Genomic DNA, 681 nt, shown 5'->3' with positions numbered 1-681 from the left:
CGGCCGCCCGCCGCTGTGCCGAGACCGTCACCAACAGCGCGGCCGCCAGGGTGCCGAGTGCCACCGCGAAGGCCACCAGGACCGCGATCTCGAACACCCCCCGCGACCCGGAGACGGCGAGCAGCACCGCGGTGGCGGGCACCACGGTCAGGGTGCCGGTGAGGGGTTGGGCGATGGTGGGACGGGACATGCCAGGACCGTCCTTCGCACGAGTCTTGCGCCGCCGGGAGAAGCCTTGCCTTACCAAGGTGTACCCAGCGCTCGGTCCGGACAAGTACGCCTTCGGCCGACAGCGGGGGCGCAGGGGCGCACGGGCTCACTCGCGTGCTCGGTACGGTGGCATCGAACAGCCGTAGTCACCTGGGGGAAGTCCATGCCCATGCCCGCCGATTGGCCCACCACCGAGGCCGAGGCCCTCGCCGTGCAGCAGCGCCTGCGGGGCCTGGTCGAACCGTCCGGCCCCGGCCCGGCCCCCCACGCCCTGATCGCCGGTGTGGACGTGGCCTACGACGACGACCGGGACGTGGTGGTCGCGGCGGCGGTGCTGCTCTCACTGTCCACCCTGGCCGTCGTGGAGGAGACCACCGCGACCGGGCGGATCAGCTTCCCGTACGTCCCCGGACTGCTCGCCTTCCGCGAACTGCCCACCGTGCTGGACGCCTTGGCCGACCTCCGGCACAC

The 681-nt window shown here is 72.7% G+C and carries 1 protein-coding gene and 1 pseudogene; one reads left to right on the top strand and one right to left on the bottom strand.

The features are described from left to right. Positions 1–190 (bottom strand): annotated as a pseudogene (locus ABD323_RS43085) (hypothetical protein); the annotation flags it as partial. A 183-nt stretch (positions 191–373) separates the two neighbouring features. Here ABD323_RS43085 and ABD323_RS43080 point away from each other — a divergent pair. Then, positions 374–681 (top strand): endonuclease V (locus tag ABD323_RS43080; protein ID WP_344447488.1); only part of this gene is annotated, 308 nt, incomplete at its 3' end.

This window comes from Kitasatospora nipponensis (assembly GCF_039528135.1).
Lineage (GTDB): Bacteria > Actinomycetota > Actinomycetes > Streptomycetales > Streptomycetaceae > Kitasatospora > Kitasatospora nipponensis.
This window is presented reverse-complemented; position numbering and strand designations above follow the sequence as displayed.